19 protein-coding genes and 1 pseudogene are annotated in these 15,307 nt (G+C 68.7%); 15 read left to right on the top strand and 5 right to left on the bottom strand.

Features of this window, described 5'->3' with window-relative positions; all coding sequences use genetic code 11:
- Positions 1-148: 148 nt before the first annotated feature.
- The 3 genes from ACZ3TI_RS25750 to ACZ3TI_RS25740 all read right to left on the bottom strand — a co-directional run bounded on the left by ACZ3TI_RS25750 (position 149) and on the right by ACZ3TI_RS25740 (position 2,742).
- Entirely contained in the window at positions 149-1,120 is a 972-nt protein-coding gene (locus tag ACZ3TI_RS25750) for a hypothetical protein (RefSeq protein ID WP_465730038.1), read from the bottom strand.
- Between the two features lie 129 nt (positions 1,121-1,249).
- A complete protein-coding gene (locus ACZ3TI_RS25745; protein ID WP_465730036.1) occupies positions 1,250-1,819 on the bottom strand; it encodes a GNAT family N-acetyltransferase in 570 nt (189 codons plus the stop codon).
- Positions 1,820-1,842: 23 nt separating this feature from the next.
- Positions 1,843-2,742: an NAD(P)-dependent oxidoreductase gene (locus ACZ3TI_RS25740; protein WP_465730034.1), complete on the bottom strand. Its 900-nt coding sequence runs from the start codon at positions 2,740-2,742 to the stop codon at positions 1,843-1,845.
- A 106-nt stretch (positions 2,743-2,848) separates the two neighbouring features.
- On the opposite strand from ACZ3TI_RS25740, the gene ACZ3TI_RS25735 reads away from it, so the two are divergent.
- On the top strand, positions 2,849-3,196 hold the full coding sequence (locus ACZ3TI_RS25735; RefSeq protein ID WP_465730032.1) for a winged helix-turn-helix transcriptional regulator: 348 nt from the start codon (positions 2,849-2,851) through the stop codon (positions 3,194-3,196).
- A gap of 23 nt (positions 3,197-3,219) precedes the next feature.
- Here the strand turns inward: ACZ3TI_RS25735 and ACZ3TI_RS25730 are convergent.
- Both ACZ3TI_RS25730 and ACZ3TI_RS25725 read right to left on the bottom strand, forming a co-directional pair.
- Positions 3,220-3,411: pseudogene (locus tag ACZ3TI_RS25730) on the bottom strand (DUF350 domain-containing protein); the annotation flags it as partial.
- A gap of 35 nt (positions 3,412-3,446) precedes the next feature.
- Entirely contained in the window at positions 3,447-3,935 is a 489-nt protein-coding gene (locus tag ACZ3TI_RS25725; RefSeq protein ID WP_465730030.1) for an LURP-one-related/scramblase family protein, read from the bottom strand.
- 130 nt (positions 3,936-4,065) lie between these two features.
- Between ACZ3TI_RS25725 and ACZ3TI_RS25720 the strand changes: the two genes are divergently transcribed.
- From ACZ3TI_RS25720 to ACZ3TI_RS25655, 14 genes are all read left to right on the top strand, one after another.
- Positions 4,066-4,602 carry a GNAT family N-acetyltransferase gene (locus ACZ3TI_RS25720; protein WP_465730028.1) on the top strand — a complete coding sequence of 179 codons (537 nt, stop codon included), beginning with the start codon at positions 4,066-4,068 and terminating at the stop codon, positions 4,600-4,602.
- A 48-nt stretch (positions 4,603-4,650) separates the two neighbouring features.
- On the top strand, positions 4,651-4,782 hold the full coding sequence (locus tag ACZ3TI_RS25715; protein WP_465730217.1) for a hypothetical protein: 132 nt from the start codon (positions 4,651-4,653) through the stop codon (positions 4,780-4,782).
- A gap of 33 nt (positions 4,783-4,815) precedes the next feature.
- Entirely contained in the window at positions 4,816-6,354 is a 1,539-nt protein-coding gene (locus ACZ3TI_RS25710) for a recombinase family protein (RefSeq protein ID WP_465730026.1), read from the top strand.
- 916 nt (positions 6,355-7,270) lie between these two features.
- The gene (locus tag ACZ3TI_RS25705; protein ID WP_465730024.1) at positions 7,271-7,648 is read left to right on the top strand and encodes a hypothetical protein; all 378 of its coding nucleotides are present in this window, start codon (positions 7,271-7,273) and stop codon (positions 7,646-7,648) included.
- A 212-nt stretch (positions 7,649-7,860) separates the two neighbouring features.
- On the top strand, positions 7,861-8,622 hold the full coding sequence (locus tag ACZ3TI_RS25700; RefSeq protein WP_465730022.1) for a hypothetical protein: 762 nt from the start codon (positions 7,861-7,863) through the stop codon (positions 8,620-8,622).
- 1,089 nt (positions 8,623-9,711) lie between these two features.
- Positions 9,712-9,969, top strand: coding sequence for an FDXHR family putative zinc-binding protein (locus ACZ3TI_RS25695; RefSeq protein ID WP_465730020.1), 258 nt, complete (start codon positions 9,712-9,714; stop codon positions 9,967-9,969).
- Positions 9,970-10,163: 194 nt separating this feature from the next.
- Complete coding sequence (locus tag ACZ3TI_RS25690; protein ID WP_465730018.1) at positions 10,164-10,385, top strand: hypothetical protein; 222 nt, start codon at positions 10,164-10,166, stop codon at positions 10,383-10,385.
- A complete protein-coding gene (locus ACZ3TI_RS25685; RefSeq protein WP_465730016.1) occupies positions 10,369-10,890 on the top strand; it encodes a DUF6879 family protein in 522 nt (173 codons plus the stop codon). Before ACZ3TI_RS25690 ends, ACZ3TI_RS25685 begins: the two co-directional genes overlap by 17 nt.
- On the top strand, positions 10,880-11,719 hold the full coding sequence (locus ACZ3TI_RS25680; RefSeq protein WP_465730014.1) for a helix-turn-helix domain-containing protein: 840 nt from the start codon (positions 10,880-10,882) through the stop codon (positions 11,717-11,719). Before ACZ3TI_RS25685 ends, ACZ3TI_RS25680 begins: the two co-directional genes overlap by 11 nt.
- Before the next feature lie 89 nt (positions 11,720-11,808).
- Entirely contained in the window at positions 11,809-12,165 is a 357-nt protein-coding gene (locus tag ACZ3TI_RS25675) for a hypothetical protein (protein WP_465730012.1), read from the top strand.
- A complete protein-coding gene (locus ACZ3TI_RS25670) occupies positions 12,162-12,323 on the top strand; it encodes a hypothetical protein (protein ID WP_465730010.1) in 162 nt (53 codons plus the stop codon). The genes ACZ3TI_RS25675 and ACZ3TI_RS25670 overlap by 4 nt, the downstream gene beginning before the upstream one ends.
- Before the next feature lie 202 nt (positions 12,324-12,525).
- Positions 12,526-12,759 carry a DUF397 domain-containing protein gene (locus ACZ3TI_RS25665; RefSeq protein WP_465730008.1) on the top strand — a complete coding sequence of 78 codons (234 nt, stop codon included), beginning with the start codon at positions 12,526-12,528 and terminating at the stop codon, positions 12,757-12,759.
- A 78-nt stretch (positions 12,760-12,837) separates the two neighbouring features.
- Complete coding sequence (locus tag ACZ3TI_RS25660) at positions 12,838-13,287, top strand: hypothetical protein (RefSeq protein WP_465730006.1); 450 nt, start codon at positions 12,838-12,840, stop codon at positions 13,285-13,287.
- A 147-nt stretch (positions 13,288-13,434) separates the two neighbouring features.
- Positions 13,435-15,249, top strand: a complete 1,815-nt coding sequence (locus ACZ3TI_RS25655) for an NHL domain-containing thioredoxin family protein (protein ID WP_465730004.1) — start codon at positions 13,435-13,437, stop codon at positions 15,247-15,249.
- Positions 15,250-15,307 lie beyond the last annotated feature (58 nt).

Genomic DNA, 15,307 nt, shown 5'->3' with positions numbered 1-15,307 from the left:
CACGCGGGTACCGCGGCGCCGGACGCGCGGTGTGCCGCGCCCGCCCGTCCGAGATCCTCCACCGCCAGGCTGCGACCGCCCCCGGTCCGACGGCAAGCTTTGTTGCCACCTCAGCAAAACGGCCCGCTCACGCGCCGAGGAGGCCCGCTCACGCGCCGGTCCGCCGCCAGTACGAGCGGGCGGCCACCGCCAGCGCGACCCCGTACCCGGCGAACGAGCACATCCCGACCCAGGAGATCTCCAGCGTCTGCTCGGCCGTGGCGAACGCGCCCAACCGGATCTGCGTCACCCCGGCCGTGCACAGCACCAGGTAGCCGATCCCGAACAGCCCGTACGGCGCCAGCGTGGCCGTGCCGATCAGCGCCGGGGTGAGCGGCAGCCAGCGCGGGACGCGGCGGCCGCGCAGCGGCAGGGTCCAGCGCGGGAAGACCTGCCCCCAGGGCCGGACCAGCCCCCACAGCAGGAACACCCCGACCGCCGCGAGCAGCACCGTGCCGTCCAGACCCCAGCGTTCCAGGGCGAGCCAGAGCCCGGAGGAGCCGTTGCGCACGTAGTCGGCGTACATCTGGTCCCCGCTGATCCCGGCGAAGCTGCCGCCGAGCGCCCAGGTCATCTTCATCACCACATACGGCACGAAGGCCAGGGTCCCTGCCCAGGCGGCGAGTTGGACGGTGGCAGGAGCTGCCGAGGGGGCCGGCGCAGGGCCCGCCGGGGCAGCCGTCTCCGCCCTGTCCGCGACCGGCCTCCGGGCCCGGGCGGCACCGGCCAGCAGCACCGCACCGACCGCCGAGAGCGCACGGTGCACCGCATCGGGGACGCTGTCCACCCGCTGCCCGAACAGCAGCGTCACCACGTCCATCAGCAGGCCCCAGGCCGCCACCGCGGTCAGTCCGCACAACAGCCACAACACCCGCCCGAGCACCACCGACGCGCCCGGCCGCACCGACGCCCACCCGGCGCCGGCCGCCGCCAGCCCCACCCCGGCGACCACCCACCCCAGCCAGGAGGTGCCGAGCAGCGCCGTCCCGCTCAGCGCGTACCCCAGCCCTGACCCGGCGTAGCCGACACCCCACCCGGCCACTGCCCGACCGTCCCGCAACCACCCGTGCTTCTTCTCCATGGCCCCAGGCTCGCCCCCGCCCCCGGGCCCCGGCCTCCGCCCCCACGACGATCCGACTCCCCCGCCCGAGGGATCCGGAGGCCCGCCCTGACCGGCCACCGGGGGCAGGCGGGCGGGCCGGGGCGGGGACTATCCCCTCGGGGCGGCGAAGCAGTGGACGGTGACGGTGCGGCCGGAGGGCCAGTGCTGGTCGGCGCTGCCGAGGTGGGTCCAGCCGAGGCGGCGGTAGAGGGCGAGGGCCGCGGTGTCGGTGGCCAGGACGTCGAGGACGGGGTGCAGGCCGAGCGCCCGCGCGTGCGCCACGGCGCAGGTGAGGAGGCGGGCGCCGATGCGCCGCCCGCGCGCCCCGGGGGCGACGTAGAGGCGGCCGATCACCGCGGTGAGTTCCGGGCGCCCGCCGGTGCGGTGGCTCCACCGGGCGGGGGCGAGGTCGTCCGAGGTGCTACGGGCGATGCCGACGTGCCCGGCGAGCCGGCCGTCCGACTCGGCGATCCAGGCGGCGAGCAGGCCGTCCGGGGTGAGCCAGGCGGCGGGGCGGTCGGGCCAGTCGGCGGGATAGCCGTCGGCGCTGTGGACGTCGCCCAGCATCCGGACGCAGTCGGCGAGGTCGTCACCGCGGCGCGGTCTGACCAGCACTCCCACCAGGGCCTGCCGAGATCCGGACGCGACGACGTTGGCGCGTTCTTCGAGGTCTGCCATGCCGGTACGTTACCGGCCGGCCCTCACCGTCGCAGCAGGTCGACCACCCCGGTCAGGTCCTCCTCGCCGCTGCCGATCTCCAGTCGACGCTCCATCAGCCGGAAGTAGGGCTCCAGCAGTTCGGCGCTCACCCCCTGCTCCTCGGCGGTGCGCAGCAGCGTGCCCTTGCCGGCCACCTGCATCGCCAGGTTGGACACCACGCCCTTGGTGTAGTCGCCGCTCTCCAACTGCTCCGCGGTGCCGGCGATGGTCCGGGTCATCGCGGTGACGTAGTCGGCGAGCAGTGGCGCGAGGTCGCCCGGCGCGACGGCCTCGCCGCGGACCAGCGCGAAGGCGTGCGCGACCCCGGCGAGCATGCCGTACATCGCGCTGAGCAGCGCCACGTCGTGCAGGGCCGCGTACCCGGCGTCCTCGCCGACGTACCGGGTGCCGGCCGGCGCGGCGAGGGCCGCCCGGTGCTCCTCGAACAGCTCGGTGGAGCCGCTGTAGAAGACGTACGGGCCGGCGGCCGGGACGCCGATCATCGTCGGGACGGCCATGATCCCGCCGTCCAGGTAGCGGGCGCCGCGCGCTTCGGCCCAGGCGGCGCGGGCGCGGGCCTGCGCGGGGGTGCTGGTGACCAGGTTGACCAGGTCCTTGCCGGCCAGGTCGACGTCGGCGAGCGCCTCGTCCACGGAGTTGTCGTCCAGCAGGCAGACGACGACCAGGCGGTTCGCCGCGATGGCTTCGGCGGCGGTCGGGGCGACGGCGGCACCGCGGACGGCGAGCGCGTCGGCACGGGCGGCGGTGCGGTTCCAGACGGTCAGCGGGTGCCCGGCGGTGAGCCAGGCCTCGGCCAGCGCGGTGCCCATGGCACCGAGGCCGAGCAGGGTGAGCGGGGTGGGCGGGTTCTCGGCTGCGTTCTCAACGGGGTTGTGTGTCACGGGAACCAGCCTCCGCGCCGGCCCCGGAAACGATCAAGTACGCACTTCGGAGTGGGTGGTTACCCTGGGGTCAGTATCCAGGTCGGAGGGGCCGGAAGGGGTGGGCATGGCGACCGTGCCGAGGCCGGGGGCGTACGTCTGCGGGATCGACGCCGCGATGGACGTGATCGGCGGCAAGTGGAAGGTGCTGATCCTCTGGGCACTGGACCACCACGGGAGCCGCCGCTTCGGCGAACTACGCCGTCTGGTGCCGGGGATCACCGAGAAGGTGCTGGCCGCGCACCTGCGCGAGCTGGAGACGGACGGCATCGTGCACCGGGAGGCGTACGACGAGGTGCCGCCCCGGGTCGAGTACACGCTGACCGCGGCGGAGCGGCGCCTCAACGCGGCGCTGGAGCCGCTGGGCGCGTGGGGCCGCGAGCACGTCCTGGACGCCGCGCCCCACCCGGCGTGACGCCCGCTCGAACCGGACAGGCGCTACGCGATCGCGGCCGAGACCACCGCCGCCACCGCGATGTTGCAGCTGGCCGAGACCCACACCGCCGGGTGCGGCTCCGGCTCGACCAGGATCGCGCCGAGCTTGCCGGGCGTCAGCAGGTCCACCAGGCCGACGCCGAGGAGCAGCAGCACCACCCCGAGGACACCGTAGGCCGCTGCCGCGCCGAGCCCTGTTGGCCCCTACTCAGCCCTGCCCCTGCCCCTGCTCAGTCCTCCTCCTGCGCCAGGTGGTCGACGCAGGCCGCGACGGCCAGGAGCAGGCCGGTGTCCGCGCCGTCGGCGATCTCCACCCCGTAGGTGTCCCGGATCCGGAACCACTTGCGGCTGATCCGCGCCAGCTCGTCGCCGTGGTCGTTCTCGATCCGGTAGTCCTTGTCGATCAGGTTGCCGTGGATCTTCAGCTCGCCGCCGGAGGCCAGGTCCACCAGGTACTTGTCGCGGAACGGGGTGAACAGCTTCTCCCGGACGGTCGCGATCACCTCGCCGTCGGCGTCCTCGATCTTCATCGCGTCGCGGACGGTGAGCATCTTCTCCTTCACCACCGCGACCACCCGGTCGTCCGCGTCCCGCAGTTCGAAGGTGTGCCGCAGCCGCAGCACCTTGCCGTCCACCAGGTAGGCCTTGTAGCCCCGGTCGTCCTCGATCCAGTAGTCGTCGCCGATCGCGAACAGCTTCTCCCTGACCAGATACCGCACCGCGGGACCTCCTCCGTGTTGACGTCGACCCCCATTCGAACCCGGCCCCCCGCCCGCCGAAAAGCACCGCCACGAAGCACCCGCGGAAAAGCCCGTCGCACGGCCGCGTCCGGTGGCGTTCAATACCACCATGCGCCCCGACCCCACCGCCGCCCCGCTGCGCAGCGAACGCCTCGATCTGCTGCCGCTCGCCCCCGGACACGCCGAGGAGCTGGCGGCCGCGCTCGCCGACCCGGCCCTGCACGCCTTCACCGGCGGCCGCCCGGCCACCCCGGAGGAGATGAGCGCCCGCTGCGCCCGGCTCGCCGCGGGCTCCCCCGACCCGGCCGAGCACTGGGGCAACTGGGTGCTGCGGCTGCGCGCCGACGGCGCCCTGACCGGCTACGTGCAGGCCACCGTCCGCGCCGACGAGACCGAGCTCGCCTGGGTGGTCGGCACCCCCTGGCAGCGCCGCGGCCTGGCCGTCGAGGCCGGCCGCGCCCTGCTCGCCCACCTGACCGCCGCCGGCGTCACCACGGCCGTCGCCCACATCCACCCGGACCACCGCGCCTCCGCCCGGGTCGCCACCGCCCTCGGCCTGCGCCCGACCGCCCGCACCCGGGACGGCGAGACCCGCTGGCAGGCCGACCCCGTCGAACCGAGCGCCGCCCGCCGTCCGCAGCCCTGAACCCGGTGCCCCGGAATGCGGGCGCCGGGCGTGCGGTTTCATTGGGGCATGGCATCTCGTGCACGCGTACGCGCCCCCGAGCTGGTCGGGGCAGGCGGTTGGCTGAACACCGGCGGCAAGGAGCTCACCCTTGCCGACTTCCGGGGCAAGATCACCATCCTGGACTTCTGGATGTCCTGAACCATTGAGGTAACTCCAGATAGGGTGTATCGCGTGCACCACCACACCATCGCTGACCTGTACCTTCGCCTGTCCCTGGACAGGGACGGCAAGACGGCGATCGACCGCCAGGAAGCCGACTGCCGCGCATGGGCGGAGCGCAACGGGCTGACCGTCCGCAAGGTCCACATCGACCGAGGGCGCAGCGGGTACAAGGACGTCAGCCGCAAGGGCTTCGATGCCGCACTCACCGCCGTCACGTCCGGCGTGGTCGGTGTCCTGGTCGTTTGGAAGCTGGATCGCCTTTCTCGCAAGGGAATCGGCGAAGTCGGCTCCGCACTCGACGCCATCGGGCGCGTTGGTGGCCGTCTCGTCTCCGTGATGGATGGTCTCGACACGGCCAACGACAGCGCTCGGGTCACGATTGCCCTGCTCGCTGAGCTTGCCCGATCGGAGTCGCGCAACATCGGTACCCGCGTGAGCAACGCAAAGCGGTACCTGCGCCAGAAGGGCCAGTGGATCGGCGGTCAGCCGCCCTACGGGCTCGCCGTGGACCCGGAGACCAAGAAGCTGGTGCACGACGCGGACACCGCCGTCTATGCCCGGATGATCGCGGACGAGGCGCTGAGCGGCAAGGCGCTGGTGCACATCGCCCGCTTTCTGAACGAGCACGAGATCGAATCCCCGCGTGGCGGTAAGTGGAGTTCTTCCAGCGTCATGCAGTTGCTCCGCGCCCCGGCGTTCGCTGGCCTCATGCCTCAGACGGAGTACACGGAGGCAGCGGACGGAACGCGGAAGTACGGCAGCCGAGTCGTGCCCTATCGGGACCCCGAGACGCTGGACACGATCAGCATCGGCGAGGGCATCATCACTCCCGGCGAGCGGGAGCTGATCATCCGGCAGCTGGAGTCCCGAACGTTCCCGCATGCGGGCAAGCGCCACGGCCACAAGCAGGGCACGGCGCTTCTCACTGGTCTTGCCCGCTGCGCCCTGTGCGAGTCGCCGATGAGTCAGTCGGGGACTTCCTACGTCTGTGCCAACAAACGCATGGGTCGGGGATGTTCGGGTGTCACAGCGCGAGTCGAGAGCCTTGACCGCCACGTGACCGATGCGTTCCTCAGCCGTCTTCCGGCGCTGGAACCGGGAGACCCGCTGTTGTCCGCCATCGCAGCCCGGTGGGTTCAGCGGCAGGACCCCGAGGTATTTGCGAAGCGGGACGCGATAGAAGCGGAGATCAGCGAAGAGAGCGCCCGTCTGGCCGACCTCGAAGACGCTCGCTACGTGCGCGGCGAATTCTCGGGGGCCAACGCGATCGAGCGGTACAACCGTCTCGCTGGCCGCTTGCGCGGCCGGATCGACGGCCTGCACGCCAACTTGGCTGCAATGCCGACCCCGGCAGTCGACATCTCCCCGCTGTTGGACGGTGAGCTTCTGCGGGAAGCGTGGGAGGGGGACGTCGTCGCAGGCCAGCGCGACCGGCTGAGGCTCGCCATTGACCGCGTGACCGTCAGCCGGGGCGAACGAGGCAAGCGCTTTGCGGGCCATGATCGATGCGTCATCGCATGGGCCGACATAACGCCTGAGGACGCATAGCCGCCCCATGGTGGCCACTCACAACCCCGTCCGGCCTTCCTGGCTGGGCGGGGTTCTTCGCGCCCCCCACCAGGCGGCGCAGGGCCGCTGACAGCGCCCCCAGCCGTCCGGATCGCCTCAACCCGGACTCAGCCACCCGGGCCCGCTGCAAGCCTGCACCCACCTCTTGTGCAGTCCCTCCGAGCCGGCGAGGGGGCGCGGTCCTTGGCGCGCTTGAGCGTCCAAGCCATGACGCTGTGGGCTCCCCACAACAGCCCGAACGCTCAGCGTGCGGCTCCAGCTCAGCGAGCCTGGCGCTCAGCCAGCGTCGGGCGCGTGCCGAACCTACACAGCGCATGAGCCGCAAACACCCAGGTAAAACCGCATTCGTTACGTTTCTTAGAGGGGTTGTTACGTATTGAGAACCACAGTAAGTACTTCTCATCTGCCTCTATAAGGGAACTACGGGAACCGTAACGACTCCACGCAGATTCGTAACACGCCCAGAGGGGCCCTCGCCGGGCCGCACGGACGAGGCATTAACCACTCCGGGTAAACATAGGTGAGACAGGGCAGTGTTAACGGCCCGCCGTAACTCCCCCTGGAGACCGGCTGACGTTAACCCTCCCCGGTCAATACATGTGTCGGGAATCCCATCCCGAGCACCAGGCCGGACAGGCGCTGAGTTAGCCCAGCGAACCAACGGTCCGGGAGCGTAGCCGATGCGCCCCAACAATTGATCAACTGAATAGTAAGCCCCGGCATGGCGACACGCAGTCGTCTTGCCGGACCCTCGCCGACAGGGTTTCCTCTCTCTGTCGGTAGGCCCCGTGTTGCGGGTGCTGCTTTCCCAACGGTCAGGTCGGAGACCGCTGGATGTGCAGCGCCCGTGATGCGGGGCCATTTTTTGTACCCAAATCCGACTAGGAGCCGACTAATGGACCGACGGTCTGAAATCGCCAAGCACATCAACAACGCTCGCGCCGAGGTTGACACGGAGGATTCCACCAGTGCGCTGAAGCGAGGAAACGAGCCCCAGCAGCCGGCTGCCGACCTTCCCGCAATGCGGCAGCAGATCGGCGCAAAGTTCTCGATTCCCGAGGCACTGCGCGACCGGCTGAATGGATCGAACGTCGAGGAAATCACGGCGGACGCCCAGAAGATTGCAGGGCACCTTCGCCCAAACCTCCAGACCATGCCCAACGCATTTGTGAAGGGTGGCGGTGCCGCCGAGTACGACCCCGGCAACGGCGAGATAGACCCCATGCGGCTGGCGGCGGCCATTCTCAAGCGCCGGTACGGCGGACATAACTGAAGGGCTGAGCATGAGCGAGGCACCCAACGGAACGCCGCTGAACCCGAATCTAACGGTCCGCATTTTCAACCCGCAGGGCGGCGCTCAGAGTAACCCCGGCTTCGGGTGGCATTACGGACCGACAGAACAGCCCCCGAGCCTCACCGACGACGAATCCACTACGCGCTGACCTTCAGAGCGCAGTAGTACTCCCACCGACAGGAGCCAACAAAATGACTGACTCGACTTCCGACGCCCGCGCAAAGCGCCTCTCCTGGCTGTACGACCAGGCATCCCGCTCTGTCCCGAGCTACACCTACACCTGCACGCCGGAGAGCGTTAAGGGGGCGCTTGCGCGCCTTGACGAGATGCTGGACAAGCGCGCTGACGCAGATGATGCTGTGGCCCTCGCTGAGAACGAGATTGCCACTGCCGAGGCCAAGGACCAGCGGGCCGTAAAGGTCGCCCTGGCGGAGGGAAAGCCGCTCCCCAAGCCAACCAGCCGGGGCCCGCTGGAGACCCGGCTTGCGGACGCTCAGCGGGTCCAGATGGCGGCTTACGAGCTCACTGCTGAGGCCGCTGCCGCTGTCCGTGCTGCGGCCATCTCTGTTCGCGCTGAGTGGCGTTCCGACGTGACCGGCCTGGCTGAGGAGAAGCGTGTTGCCGCTCTGACCGCAGCAACGCAACTGGCTTGCCTTCTCGACGAATTGGCGACTCTGGCGGACACCGTGGAGGAGCTTGACGCCGACCTTGGAAACCCTTGGACCGGCAACGAGCGGCAGTGGCGGAACATGGCCCCGCGCGGGGGTATCAACTGGCGGATGGATCGTGACGCCCTGGACCGCATTGTCACTGACCGGCTGGAATACAGCGGGACCTATTACGGCGGACTTCCCGGCCGCCTGGACCCGAATGCCGATCCTGAAACTGTTTTCGACCCGGCGGCCGGCCCGTCCTCTCCGGTGAATGACATGGAGCCCTGGAACAACCGATGAGCGATTCGCTGACCGACCGCGAGATTGCCCTGCGGGCACTCAGCGGCGTTGCCCGGGACAACGAAACCGGATGCCTGATCTCCTCGAAGCTGGATCGGAAAGGACGGGCTACTGTCCGATACCAGGCTCACGGCCACACAAAGCGGGAGCTTGCGCACCGTGCAATCTATCGGGTCCTTTACCGGCCGCTGACTGCCGATGAGGAACTGCGGCGGACGTGCCATGACACCAGGTGCGTAGAGCCCGCGCACTTCTCGCTAGCTTCCGTGTAGCGCTGGCATGTTGACGGGGGCCTGGTCGATGGACTGGGCCCCCTCACCGTTCCAAAATTCAGAACAGAACTGAAAAAGGAGAGAGTGTCATGATTATTCTCAACACATGGAGCGCGCTTAGTGCTTACCATTGGCCACGCCTGCAATCGGTGCGACAAGCCCCTCACGGGTTCCAGTCATAAGAAGTATTGCAACAGCGCTTGCCGACAGGCCGCATACCGGGATTCGAGGAAACCTCGAAAGCGCGAGGTCACGTCTTCGTGCGTGCGCTGCGGGGATAAGAATCCCGAGCTCCGGAATCAGCACGGCGCGTACTGCGAGGAATGCATAGACGCCAAAGCTGAGCAGAACTCGGAGATGGAAGACGCACGCTGGGATGCGCAATGCAAGCTGATCGGCTGCGAAAGCAATGCCGGTTGGGATGGCAGAGGGCGGGCCCGTTCGTATTGCTCGGATGCCCACAAGGTGAAAGCGTATCGACTTCGCCAAAAGGCCGTGTCGGCTGCCGCGTAGTAAGCCCATAACCCTGGGGTATGACCCCCTCCCCGGGGCTTGGGTACCGCAGCGTCTTAGCAGGAATCGGCCTATGTACGGGTCTGGGACTTTCGGGCAAAGCTGCCTTCTCCATGAAATTCCCAGTCAGGTCCCATCCTGCTGCCTAGAAACAGCGGGCGCATCGCGCGGGTGCACATATGGGTGCACGTAGGCGCGCGCACGCGAGGGAGACCGACCGGCAGAACACCCTCAAATCGCTGCCACGGCGGACCGTGGGCAGCTTTTCGGGCGGGGGCCAGGCAGATGGGGCCAGCCCCACGATTTGAAGCCCTCAAATTTCAGTTTCGCAATCCGACGAAAGGCACCCTTGAAGATCCTCCACCCGCCATGCGGCCGGGAGTGGTCCGGCCTCCGTGCCGAACACTGCCCGGCCTGTCACGAGACCTTCGCCAGCACCCGCGCCGGTGACGCGCACCGCACCGGCCCACACAACGCACGCAGCTGCCTCCCACCGGCCACAGCCGGACTCCGGCAGGACGAGCGGGGCATTTGGCACCGAGCCCCCTATCGGGACCGCTGAGCGGCCCCTTGCCCTTGCCTGGCCCTTCGAGGGCCGGGCGGGGGCCCTCTTTGCGTTGTGGTGGTCCAGCTTGCCAGTGGAGATCGTTTATTCGTGGACAGGAATATTTCCGCGTCTCCATGGACCGGACCGCTTAACGTGCGTAGCGTCGATCGAGACCGGCCCAACCAGGGCCACGCACAAGGGGGTTCACCATGGCGGACAAGCCGGGGCTCACTCGACTCACGGGCACAGGTAACGGCAGTGGTTCGGGGGAGTGCGGCCAGAACGACTGCCCCAACGTCTATGCCACGGACCGAGGGTCGTTCGTGGTGCAGGGGGACGTGTTCGACGGCTTCACCCCGCCGGAAGGTGAGGGACTGGTTGAAATCCCTGAGAGCGTGCTGCGGGAGGCCATCCGTGTTCTTGGATGGTGAGGAGTGGCAAGCCAAATTCCGCGATTTCCGTTCGGAGGCATGGCGGCTTGAGACCCTGCCCGAGTACCGAATGCCGCAAGAAGCCGAGGAATTTCAGCGGTTCCTTTCTGGCGAGCGGTTCGCTGGCCCATTTGAGGACTACTGGACGGGGCTGATTCGCGGACACCGGGAGAGCGGCAGGACGCTCGGGCGAGTTCATATCGTTTCCCGCCCTTTGTCCGACTACCTGCGGTTCGAATTTCAGCGCTACTACGCGCACAGCGCCCGAGCAGGCGAAGACATTCGCATTCTCGATGTAACGGGCCGAGAGAATCCGCTCGACGGGGTTCAGGACTATTGGTTCTTTGACCGAGAGACCGTGGTTCTGATGAACTATGAGTTGGACGGGCGGCAGATCAGTCGAGAGGTCTACGAGGGCGACCCCGCGCCGTTCATCGAATACCAGCGAATTGCAGTCGCCGAATCGGTTCCGTTCTTGGAGTACGTGAGCGGGCTTGACATTTGAGCCAGAGGATCTAGGTCAGAGTAAGACGGACCTGGCAGAGACATTGCGAACATTGCGGAGGCGGGCCGGTCTAAGTGGTGACCGGCTCGCTCAGCGCTGTGGCATGTCGCAATCGAAGATTAGCAAGATCGAGACCGGCAAGGTAACGCCCTCGCTGGTGGACGTTGAGCGCATCCTGCGGGCGCTGGACGCGCCGTCGTCGCTGGTGGCCGAGATCGCAGCCCTGGCGAGGATCGCAAATACCGAATGGCAAGATGCCCGGAACCTTCGCCGAAAGGGACTGGACAAGAAACAGGCCGAGCTGGCAGACCTTGAGAAGTCGTCACGTGAGTTCAGATTCTTTCTACTCTCGATGATCACGGGTCTTCTCTCGACTCCCGACTACATTAAGGCCACGCTGGCTCACATTCCCGGCGATCATAGCAAAGCCATTGCCAGGAAGCTGGATCGACAGGCAGTTCTCTACGACGAATCGAAGATGTTCACGTTCATCCTGACGGAACAGGCTGCGAGGTGGCCAATCCTTCGGCCGGCTGCCATGGCCATTCAGATTGATCACCTTGTGTCGCTAAGTCACCTGCCAAGTGTCAGGCTCGGCGTGATTCCGATAGGCGAGTACCTTCCCAGCTGTCCACTGAACACTTTCACGGTTTATGACGACAGGATGGCTACAGTGGAGGTTTCGACTGGAGCCATGGTCTTCCGGGATTCGCGAGATGTGCAGAGCTACCTAGATGAGTTCGCCGGTTACGAGCGCTGTGCACTATTTGATGATGATGCAAGAGATAGGCTGTCCGAGTGGTCGGCGATCTGCCGTAGAGATCTTTAGTCGCAGACGGGAATATCGTTGATTCCCCTGCTGGAATTCCCATAGCCTGGCTGCAATTCGGAATAGTCGATCAGGCGAGGTGGGCGCGCATGACGGAGGTTGAGCGGGAGACGGACCGGCTCCGGCACTTCCGCGCGGAGGCGGAGGAAGCGGCGGAGGCTCTGGAGACGGCCATCAAGGTTGCGGGCCTGCCGCCGCTGATCAGCCTCTCGCCGGTCTACGCGGCCAGCGGCCTGCCCGACGGCGCTCACGTCCACATCGGCGGCTGTAGCGCCCACACGGCCCGCGCGCTGGCCGACGCGCTCACGGAATACGCCCGCCTGACCGGCCGACTCCTTGGCGGCGATTCCCGGCAGTTCATGGCCCGCGTGCTCACCGAATCCGGCGTGCAGCCGGCGCTGCCAAGCGATGGACTCTACGTCGTACGTAGAGAGTTGACCGCATGAGCACCCGCGCGCTGGCCGAGCCGGCCGAGGCTCCGGAGGAGCGTCCCCTATTGCCCCCGGACGACCACACCGACCAGCCGCTGACGCCGGGCGAGTATCGGCGCCGGGCGGCCCTGCTGGCCCGAGTGAGGGATGCCAACCGCCGGTATCGGCGCTGAGGCCCCTGTCACTCCGGTGGACTCGTGGCAAGCCAGCAGTGCGCCCGTGGCGACCTACTCCCATCTGGTTGCCCCTGTTGGCGTAGAGCGGCCCGTACGGGCCTCCACAGACCCCCGTCTCGGCCGTCAGCGACTCCGGCCGGTGCGGGTGCATCACCGCGCGGGGACGGCTTCCCCGCTGGATCGAACAGGAGGCACCACCGTGAGCGACCTGTACGAGATCGAGATCCCGCCGGAGCTGACCGCCTACAAGGCGTGCGGCGGTAACCAGCAGTCGGAGCACGAGACGTGCCCGACGCTGAAGGAGGTGCCCGGCGTGGCGGGCGGTCTGTGGGTCATGGGCGACACCAAGCGCCCCGGCCTGGAGTTGAGGTTCAGCACGGCCGAGTTGGAGAACGCGGGCATCGACCCGGCCCGCTTCGACACGGCTGTCTGACGCACACAGCAGACAGGCGGACCCTCGTTCTCATTGCAGCTGAGAGCGAGGGCCCGCCCCTGACCAGGGTAGGCACGCATGGATCACTGGGTAAGGCCCGGACTGCACTGGCACGGCTACACATGGACGGGCAGCAAGCGCCCCGACGACAAGGAGCGGCGGCCCCCCGAGGCGCAGAACGGCATGCGGCCGGTGTGGACAAGTCCCGTTCCACCGCTTGAAGTTATGCACTGGCTTGCCAAATCGGCGGAACAGATCAAGGTCACGACCGACGACCCGATCGAAGTGCTGGAGTGGTTGGGCAAGCAGCTCGCCGACGCTCCCGCGCTGGAGACCGACCTTGACCCGGCCGTCCGGCTGGACCACGCCCGGACCTTTCTCGACACCTTCCCGCATGACGTGATCTGGACCTACTGGACCCCGGGCAAGCAGCTCCGATCCGTGGCCGCTGTGTCGTGTCCCCGGACCTTCAGCGCCACCAGCGAGACGCCCCCGCCGTGCCCCTTGCAGCGGCGCCGACCTCCCTGAGACCGGCCCCCGTTCGTGCGTCGCCCCCGTGGCGCATGGACGGGACTCCGCTTGTGCCGCACATCCGGCGGCAATCACCCGCTGCCGCCCTGCCACAACGGCCAGACGCCCGGAATGCGGACACCCGAGGTGGGGTTTGATTGGGGCATGGCTTCTCGTGCACGTGTCCGCGCCCCTGAACTGGTCGGCGCCGGTGGATGGCTCAACACCGGCGGCAAGAATCTGACCCTTGCCGACCTCCGAGGTCGCATTTTGGTACTAGACTTCTGGACCTTCTGCTGCATCAACTGTCTGCACGTCCTGGACGAGCTGCGGGAGCTGGAGGAGAAGCACCGCGACACCGTGGTGATCGTCGGCGTGCACTCGCCGAAGTTCGTCCACGAGGCCGACCACCAGGCCGTGGTGGACGCGGTCGCCCGCTACGAGGTGCACCACCCGGTGCTGGACGACCCGGCGCTGGCCACCTGGAAGCAGTACGCCGTCCGGGCCTGGCCGACGCTGGTGGTGATCGACCCGGAGGGCTACGTGGTCGCCCAGCACGCCGGTGAGGGCCACGCCCACGCGATCGCCCGGCTGGTCGAGGAGCTGGAGGCCCAGCACGCCGCGAAGGGCACGCTGCGCCGCGGCGACGGCCCGTACGTGGCGCCGGAGCCGACCGCCGGGGACCTCAAGTTCCCCGGCAAGGCCGTCCGGCTGCCGAACGGCAACTTCCTGGTCGCCGACTCCGGCCACCACTCGCTGGTCGAACTGGCCGAGGACGGCGACACGGTGGTGCGCCGGATCGGCGACGGGCAGCGCGGCCTGGTGGACGGCACCAGCCCCCGGTTCAGCGAGCCGCAGGGCCTCGCGCTGCTCCCCGAGGGCTCGGCGTACGACGTGGTCGTCGCCGACACCGTCAACCACGCCCTGCGCGGCCTGCGGCTGGCCGACGGCAGCGTGACCACGCTGGCCGGCACCGGCCGCCAGTGGTGGCAGGGCTCGGCCACCGAGGGCCCGGCCCGCGAGGTGGACCTCTCCTCGCCGTGGGACGTCGCCTGGTTCGACGGCCGGGTGTGGATCGCGATGGCGGGCGTGCACCAGCTGTGGGCGTACGACCCGGCGGCCGGCACGGTCGGCGTCGCGGCCGGCACCACCAACGAGGGCCTGGTGGACGGGCCCGCCGCCGAGGCCTGGTTCGCCCAGCCGTCCGGCCTCGCGGTCTCCGCGGACGGCGAGCGGCTCTGGGTCGCCGACTCCGAGACCTCGGCGCTGCGTTGGGTTTCACGTGAAACAGGGACGGTCGAAACCGCCGTCGGCACCGGCCTGTTCGACTTCGGCCACCGCGACGGCGCGGCCGACCAGGCGCTGCTCCAGCACGCGCTGGGCGTCACCGTGCTGCCGGACGGCTCGGTGGCCGTCAGCGACACCTACAACCACGCGCTGCGCCGCTACGACCCGGCGACCGGCGAGGTCAGCACGCTGGCCACCGACCTGCGCGAGCCCTCCGGCGCGGTGCTGGTGGACGGCGACATCGTGGTGGTCGAGTCGGCCCGGCACCGGCTGACCAGGCTGCGGCTGCCGGAGGAGGCGGTGCGGGTCGAGTCGGTGGCGCACCGCACCCAGCGCGCGGCCACCGAGGTCGCGCCGGGCGCCTTCCGGCTGGACGTGGTCTTCTCCGCGCCGAGCGGCCAGAAGCTGGACGAGCGCTACGGCCCGTCCACCCGGCTGCTGGTCAGCGCGACCCCGCCCGAGCTGCTGGTCTCCGGCGCGGGCGCGGACAGCGACCTCTCCCGCGAGCTGGTGCTCTCCGACGGGATCGCCGAGGGCGTGCTGCACGTCTCCGCGATGGCGGCCTCCTGCGACGACGACCCGGAGATCGAGTACCCGGCCTGCCACGTGCACCAGCAGGACTGGGGCGTCCCGGTGAAGCTGGTCGCCGACGGCGCCCGCCGCCTCCCGCTGGTCCTGGCCGGCATGGAGTAGCCCTCGCGGCAGCCCTTCCGATGCGACGGGGCCCGGCGGACGACCGATCGTGTCCGCC

This window comes from Kitasatospora sp. NPDC023120 (assembly GCF_055560835.1).
This window is presented reverse-complemented; position numbering and strand designations above follow the sequence as displayed.